The organism is Henriciella sp. (genome assembly GCF_049649345.1).
Taxonomy (GTDB): domain Bacteria; phylum Pseudomonadota; class Alphaproteobacteria; order Caulobacterales; family Hyphomonadaceae; genus Henriciella.
Genome location: NZ_JBARZC010000040.1, coordinates 1 through 5,193, shown reverse-complemented (window position 1 = coordinate 5,193; position 5,193 = coordinate 1). Strand labels below are relative to the sequence as shown.

At 59.5% G+C, this 5,193-nt stretch carries 6 protein-coding genes and 1 tRNA gene; 3 read left to right on the top strand and 4 right to left on the bottom strand.

The window, feature by feature from the left end:
- Window positions 1-343 precede the first annotated feature (343 nt).
- Window positions 344-1,213, bottom strand: coding sequence for a hypothetical protein (locus WA989_RS01075; protein ID WP_424338684.1), 870 nt, complete (start codon window positions 1,211-1,213; stop codon window positions 344-346).
- Between the two features lie 101 nt (window positions 1,214-1,314).
- A tRNA-Thr gene (locus WA989_RS01070) sits at window positions 1,315-1,390 on the bottom strand.
- A 142-nt stretch (window positions 1,391-1,532) separates the two neighbouring features.
- Here WA989_RS01070 and WA989_RS01065 point away from each other — a divergent pair.
- Window positions 1,533-1,988 carry a hypothetical protein gene (locus WA989_RS01065; RefSeq protein ID WP_424338683.1) on the top strand — a complete coding sequence of 152 codons (456 nt, stop codon included), beginning with the start codon at window positions 1,533-1,535 and terminating at the stop codon, window positions 1,986-1,988.
- Between the two features lie 60 nt (window positions 1,989-2,048).
- Here the strand turns inward: WA989_RS01065 and WA989_RS01060 are convergent, their stop codons facing one another.
- Complete coding sequence (locus tag WA989_RS01060) at window positions 2,049-2,510, bottom strand: DUF1761 domain-containing protein (RefSeq protein ID WP_424338682.1); 462 nt, start codon at window positions 2,508-2,510, stop codon at window positions 2,049-2,051.
- A gap of 104 nt (window positions 2,511-2,614) precedes the next feature.
- On the opposite strand from WA989_RS01060, the gene metG reads away from it, so the two are divergent.
- Together metG and WA989_RS01050 are read left to right on the top strand one after the other, a co-directional pair.
- A complete protein-coding gene (gene metG, locus WA989_RS01055; protein WP_424338681.1) occupies window positions 2,615-4,357 on the top strand; it encodes a methionine--tRNA ligase in 1,743 nt (580 codons plus the stop codon).
- A 4-nt stretch (window positions 4,358-4,361) separates the two neighbouring features.
- Window positions 4,362-5,009, top strand: coding sequence for a hypothetical protein (locus WA989_RS01050; RefSeq protein WP_424338680.1), 648 nt, complete (start codon window positions 4,362-4,364; stop codon window positions 5,007-5,009).
- Here WA989_RS01050 and WA989_RS01045 read toward each other — a convergent pair.
- Window positions 4,975-5,193: hypothetical protein (locus WA989_RS01045; RefSeq protein ID WP_424338679.1), on the bottom strand; the 219-nt coding region annotated here is incomplete at its 5' end. The genes WA989_RS01050 and WA989_RS01045 overlap by 35 nt on opposite strands.

Here is a 5,193-nt window from a genome sequence, read left to right as displayed (position 1 = left end):
GTAATGCGACATCACAAAACGTTCACAAATACTGTCACACAAGCGTCATAATGTGTATTTGCAGTATTCGATATGTATATCAAACACTCTGCTCTAATATTGTGGAGGCAAATGAAGTTAACCGTATAAGCGCTTGAATTTATGTCAGTAAGCGCATCACTTTGTTCGCCGTCACTCTGTCAGGTGACCGCGCTCTACGTTTTGCCTTCAAAATCAGGGCGCTAAATGGGGCCCGGCAAATATGTCACGCCTGTGCGCCGAGTCGCCGGCGAAAATTGAATAGCCTGTGGAGAAAGTTTTCAGCCGGTCCTCAACTGACCGCACCGTAGCGCCTGGCGGCCCATTATTCCGAGCTTTCAAGCCCTTCAAGAGCAGCCTCAAGCGAGATCATCATGAGCTCGCCTTCTCGCGAAAAGAACAGAATTGATCCGTCCCCGGACAGTCCGGCGCCAAAGTCGATCCCGGGCGTGTTCACCGGCGCGCCGAGGTTCTCCGGCATCTGCCAGCGTCCATCGGTGCCGCGCTCGGCGGTCCAGATATCCACGACGCCCTGTTTGGGAGAGCGGTGGCTGTAGAAGAAGATACGGGACCCGTCCGGTGTGACCGCCACATGCGCATCGGCTCGTGCGTCATTGAACCCTTCGGGCATGGACGTGACCGTCCACTCCCCTGAGGCTTCGTCCAGGGACGCCTCGAAGAGGTCATGGCCGCCAATGCTGTCATAGCCATTGGACGTGAAATAGAGCCGCCCGTCCCGGTCCATGGCCGGGTTCAGCTGGTCTGCGCCATCATTGATCGAGACCGGGAGCGGCGCAGGCTCGCCCCAGCCATCCTCTGTCGGCATGACGCGCCAGATATTGCCGTCGCGCTGGCCGCGGTCAAATATGTCGGCGTCTGATGCGTAATAGAGCGCACCGTCCGAAAAGCTGAACGACGGATTGGTGAGCTTGATGCGTTTGGGGAAATCCAGCTCCTTCGGCGCGCTCCAGCTACCATCATCCTGCAGGCGCATGCCATAAAGCCGCGTCAGATCGCGATCTTCCTTGGCGAAGACGCGGATTTTGCCGTCGGGCGATTCTGTCAGCCCATAGGCCCGCGTAAACACGGTGGGCGCATCGGCCTCCGGCAGGACCGGCGTCGGAGAGCCATAATCCTGGACTTTCGCCCCACACGCCGTTGTCAGGGCCAGACAGCCAATCAAAGCCATACGCATCGTCACTCTCCTACTCATACTCCTGGCAGGGTGGCAGATAGAGCCTCTCGGTGAAGCTTTTCTGACACTCACTGCAGACAGACAACGCATGAAGGGAAAAGTGGTGCCGGCACCAGGACTTGAACCCGGGACCCCCTGATTACAAATCAGGTGCTCTACCAGCTGAGCTATACCGGCGACACTGGCCCCTTTAGTCCGGCTTGGCGCCAAGGGCAAGATTCCTTTGTAAGATCACCTGCTCGCCACATTTGAAAGGTTTTTGGGCACCTTTTCGCCCAAGCGGCGTTGTTTCTTCAGTGTTGCAAGAAGGAGCACAGAAATGAAAAAGACGTTTTTTGCCGCGACGACCGCCATCGCCTGCCTGGCTGCCCCTGCGTTTGCAGATGATGCGCTGCCTGAGCCGCCAACCGAACCTTATTACGCCCCGGAAGTGCGCAATTGCGACACGATCGAGTTGGACGTTTACTTCGAGCCTGGCACGGCCGAACTGACGAGCTTCGCCCGCGATGCCATCCGCGAAGCGCGTGAACAGATGGCAGGCTGCGCCGTCCTGACGATTGATGCGACCTCGAAGACCGGTGATGCAGCCACAGCTTCGACCAAGCTTTCGCTCGCCGAAGCGCGCCGCGTGACCGTCATGTCAGAGCTTCGCGCTCACGGCATCCAGTCCGCACAGACGAGTCTGAAGACCGACATTTCGGCCGAAGCCTCGAAATCTGTCATGGCCCGTGAAGTCGAACTCAAGATGGACACCGAACCAGCGATGGTCGGCTAATACACACGAAATTCATGACGAAGCCCCGGCCAGACATCCTGGCTGGGGCTTTTGTTTGGGTCAGTCAAAAAACGACAGGACCGCGCACCCGGCAATAATGGTCACAACCGTGTGCGAGGCATCGACGAGGAATCCTGGCACTGAGTGCCACGGTGTGTAGACAAGCGAGTAGGCCATGAGCGGAACACCAATCAGCAGGGACAACCACAAACCGTAAAGAACGGCGCTCGGCAGGGATGTGATGGCCTTCTGCTTCATATGCCAGCCGAGGCCGAAGGCGAGCACGATGGGAAGCACCATTCCGGCGATCATCCAGCCTGTTTCCATCGGCATCTGGCTCTCCGTCCGCGCGCCTTCGGGTGTCATCCAGGTGACGGTCCCCATATTCTCACCGAAAAACACGCCGATGCCATTCATGTAGGGCTCGGCGAACAAGAGCCCGTACCAGATGAAGCCGACGAAATAGATGACGATGGCAGCGAGAAGCACGCCGAGAAGATTTACATTTGCGATGCGTGGCATGGTTTCCTCCCCTTGCCCGTTTCATTTTTAATTTGCCGCGCTATGAGTGGCCCCCAGCCCGGCGGGGACAAGCATGCCCGCAAAAGTTGAATTACGGAAGAGACATGACCGACACTGGCAAACGCCGCATCCTCGTCACTTCAGCCCTGCCCTATATCAATGGCGTCAAGCATCTCGGCAATCTCGCCGGCTCAATGCTGCCAGCCGATGTCTATGCGCGTTTCCAGCGTCTGCGCGGGCATGACGTGCTGTATATCTGCGCGACCGATGAACATGGCACACCGGCAGAGCTCGCCGCGCAGGCCGCCGGCATGTCTGTGCGCGCCTATTGCGACGAGCAGCATGAGATCCAGAAAAAGGCCGGCGACGGTTTTGAGCTGTCCTATGACCATTTCGGGCGCTCTTCGGGTGAAGAAAATGCGCGCCTGACCCAGCATTTCGCGAACGTGCTCGAGGCCAATGGCCTGATCGAGGAACGGGTGATGGAACAGGTCTACTCAATCGACGATGGCCGCTTCCTGCCGGACCGCTATGTCGAGGGCACCTGCCCGCATTGCGATTTCGAGAAAGCGCGCGGCGACCAGTGTGATAATTGCGGGCGCCTGCTCGACCCGGTCGACCTGATCGATCCGTATTCGGCCGTCTCAGGCTCCAAGAATGTCGAAGTGCGCGAGACGCGCCATCTCTTCCTTCTCCAGTCGCAGATGCAGGAGACGATCCGCACCTGGGTCGAGCAATCGAAGGACTGGCCGCAGCTGGCCAGATCCATCGCGCTGAAATGGCTGGATGAGGGCCTGCGCGACCGGGCGATCACGCGCGACCTGTCCTGGGGCGTGCCGGTCACCAATCCGGACGGATCAGTGCGCGAGGGCTTTGAAAACAAGGTCTTCTATGTCTGGTTCGACGCGCCGGTCGAATATATCGCTGCGACAGAAGAATGGTCGAAGAAGACCGGCAAGCCGGATGAGTGGCGCCGCTGGTGGCGCACCGATGAGGGCGCAGATGATGTCGAATACGTCCAGTTCATGGGCAAGGACAATGTCGCCTTCCACACTGTCTCCTTCCCGGTCACGATCATGGGCTCGAAGGAGCCGTGGAAGCTCGTTGACCAGCTCAAGGCCTTCAACTGGGTCACCTGGTATGGTGGCAAGTTCTCGACCTCGAACAAGCGCGGCGTCTTCATGGACCAGGCGCTGGAGCTGCTGCCGGCCGACTATTGGCGCTGGTATCTGATTGCGAATGCGCCGGAAGGCTCTGATGCGGCGTTCGCCTGGGAGGGCTTCCAGGGCGCGATCAATTCGGACCTCGCCAACGTGCTCGGCAATTTCGTCAACCGGATCACCAAATATTGCGCGTCAAAGTTCGACGGCAAGGTGCCGGATGGCGGCGAGGCAGGCGAGGCCGAGGCCTGGATGCTCTCGGAGCTCGAGACGCGCCTGCCCCAACTTGTCCAGCACTACGAGAATATGGACTTCCGCAAAGCCGCTGCCGTAACCCGCGCCATCTGGGCTGCCGGCAACGAGTATCTCACCAAGGCCGAGCCCTGGGTGAAGTATAAGAGCGATGTGGATGCGGCTGCGGTCGGCGTGCGCACCGGTCTCAATCTTGCGGCCCTGTTCGGTATTATCGCCCAGCCGATCATTCCGGAAGCGGCCCGCATGATCCTTGATGCGATCGGCATACCCAAGGACCGGCGGAAGATGACGGCGGAGAGTTTCGCTGATCCTGCAGCCTTGTTGAACGCTTTGCCCGCTGGAATGGAAATTTCGCCACCTGACGTCCTCTTCCGCAAGATTGAGGATGATCAGGTCGCCGAATGGACTGAAAAATTCGGCGGCGAGGTCTGACCCCTTGCCGCTCCAGAACCGCGTCGACCCGTTCGGGTACATTCACGCGGTCTCTGAACGCGGGACCTTCATGGGCAATCGCGGCGGCTGTTTCCATCGGCCCGACCAGACCCTGAAACCGACGCACTGGGCGAGCCGCCAGTGGATTATCTGCCAGCTTGAGTTCAAGGGCCGCCAGCGCGAGCTTATGCAGCCCGGGCTTTATACTGAGCTCTTCTTTCTCGATGAGGTCACAGCGCTCACCGCCGGCCATCGGCCTTGCTATGAGTGCCGCCGTGAGCGGGCGAATGCGTTCAGGGATGCACTGATGGCGCGCGCTGTATTCAGTGAACGCCCGCGTGCAGCCGCGTTGAATGACGCCATCGCTGGCGAGGCTCAGGCCAGGCTGAAGGGCAAGACCGCGCCGGAATTTGTATCAGCTCGTGATTTGCCAGACGGCGCCATGTTTGCTGTCGACGACAACGCCTGCGCTGTCTGGCGCGGACAGGCCTATCCATGGTCCTTCCAAGGGTATGGGCCAGCGAGGGAGTTGCCGGGCGAGCCCGTCCAGCGGCTGACACCGCAGGTCACCGTCGAGGCTCTGCACGGTGGTTATGCGCCCGATTTTCACGAATCTATCAGTCGACTGGCCGGGTCACGATCAGCTCATTGATTCGGCGCGTGCGCTGTTTGGCGAACAGCACATTGTGCATGTGCCAGATTTCGCCATCGCCGAGCGTGACCTCGATATCGCCGGTGACGACAAGGCCCAGGATGCGGTGGCGCAGGAAATCGTCAGAGCGGTAACGGCAGCGCGCATTGGCGCCGCTTTCCGCCCGGTCGCCGCTGCCCCAGAA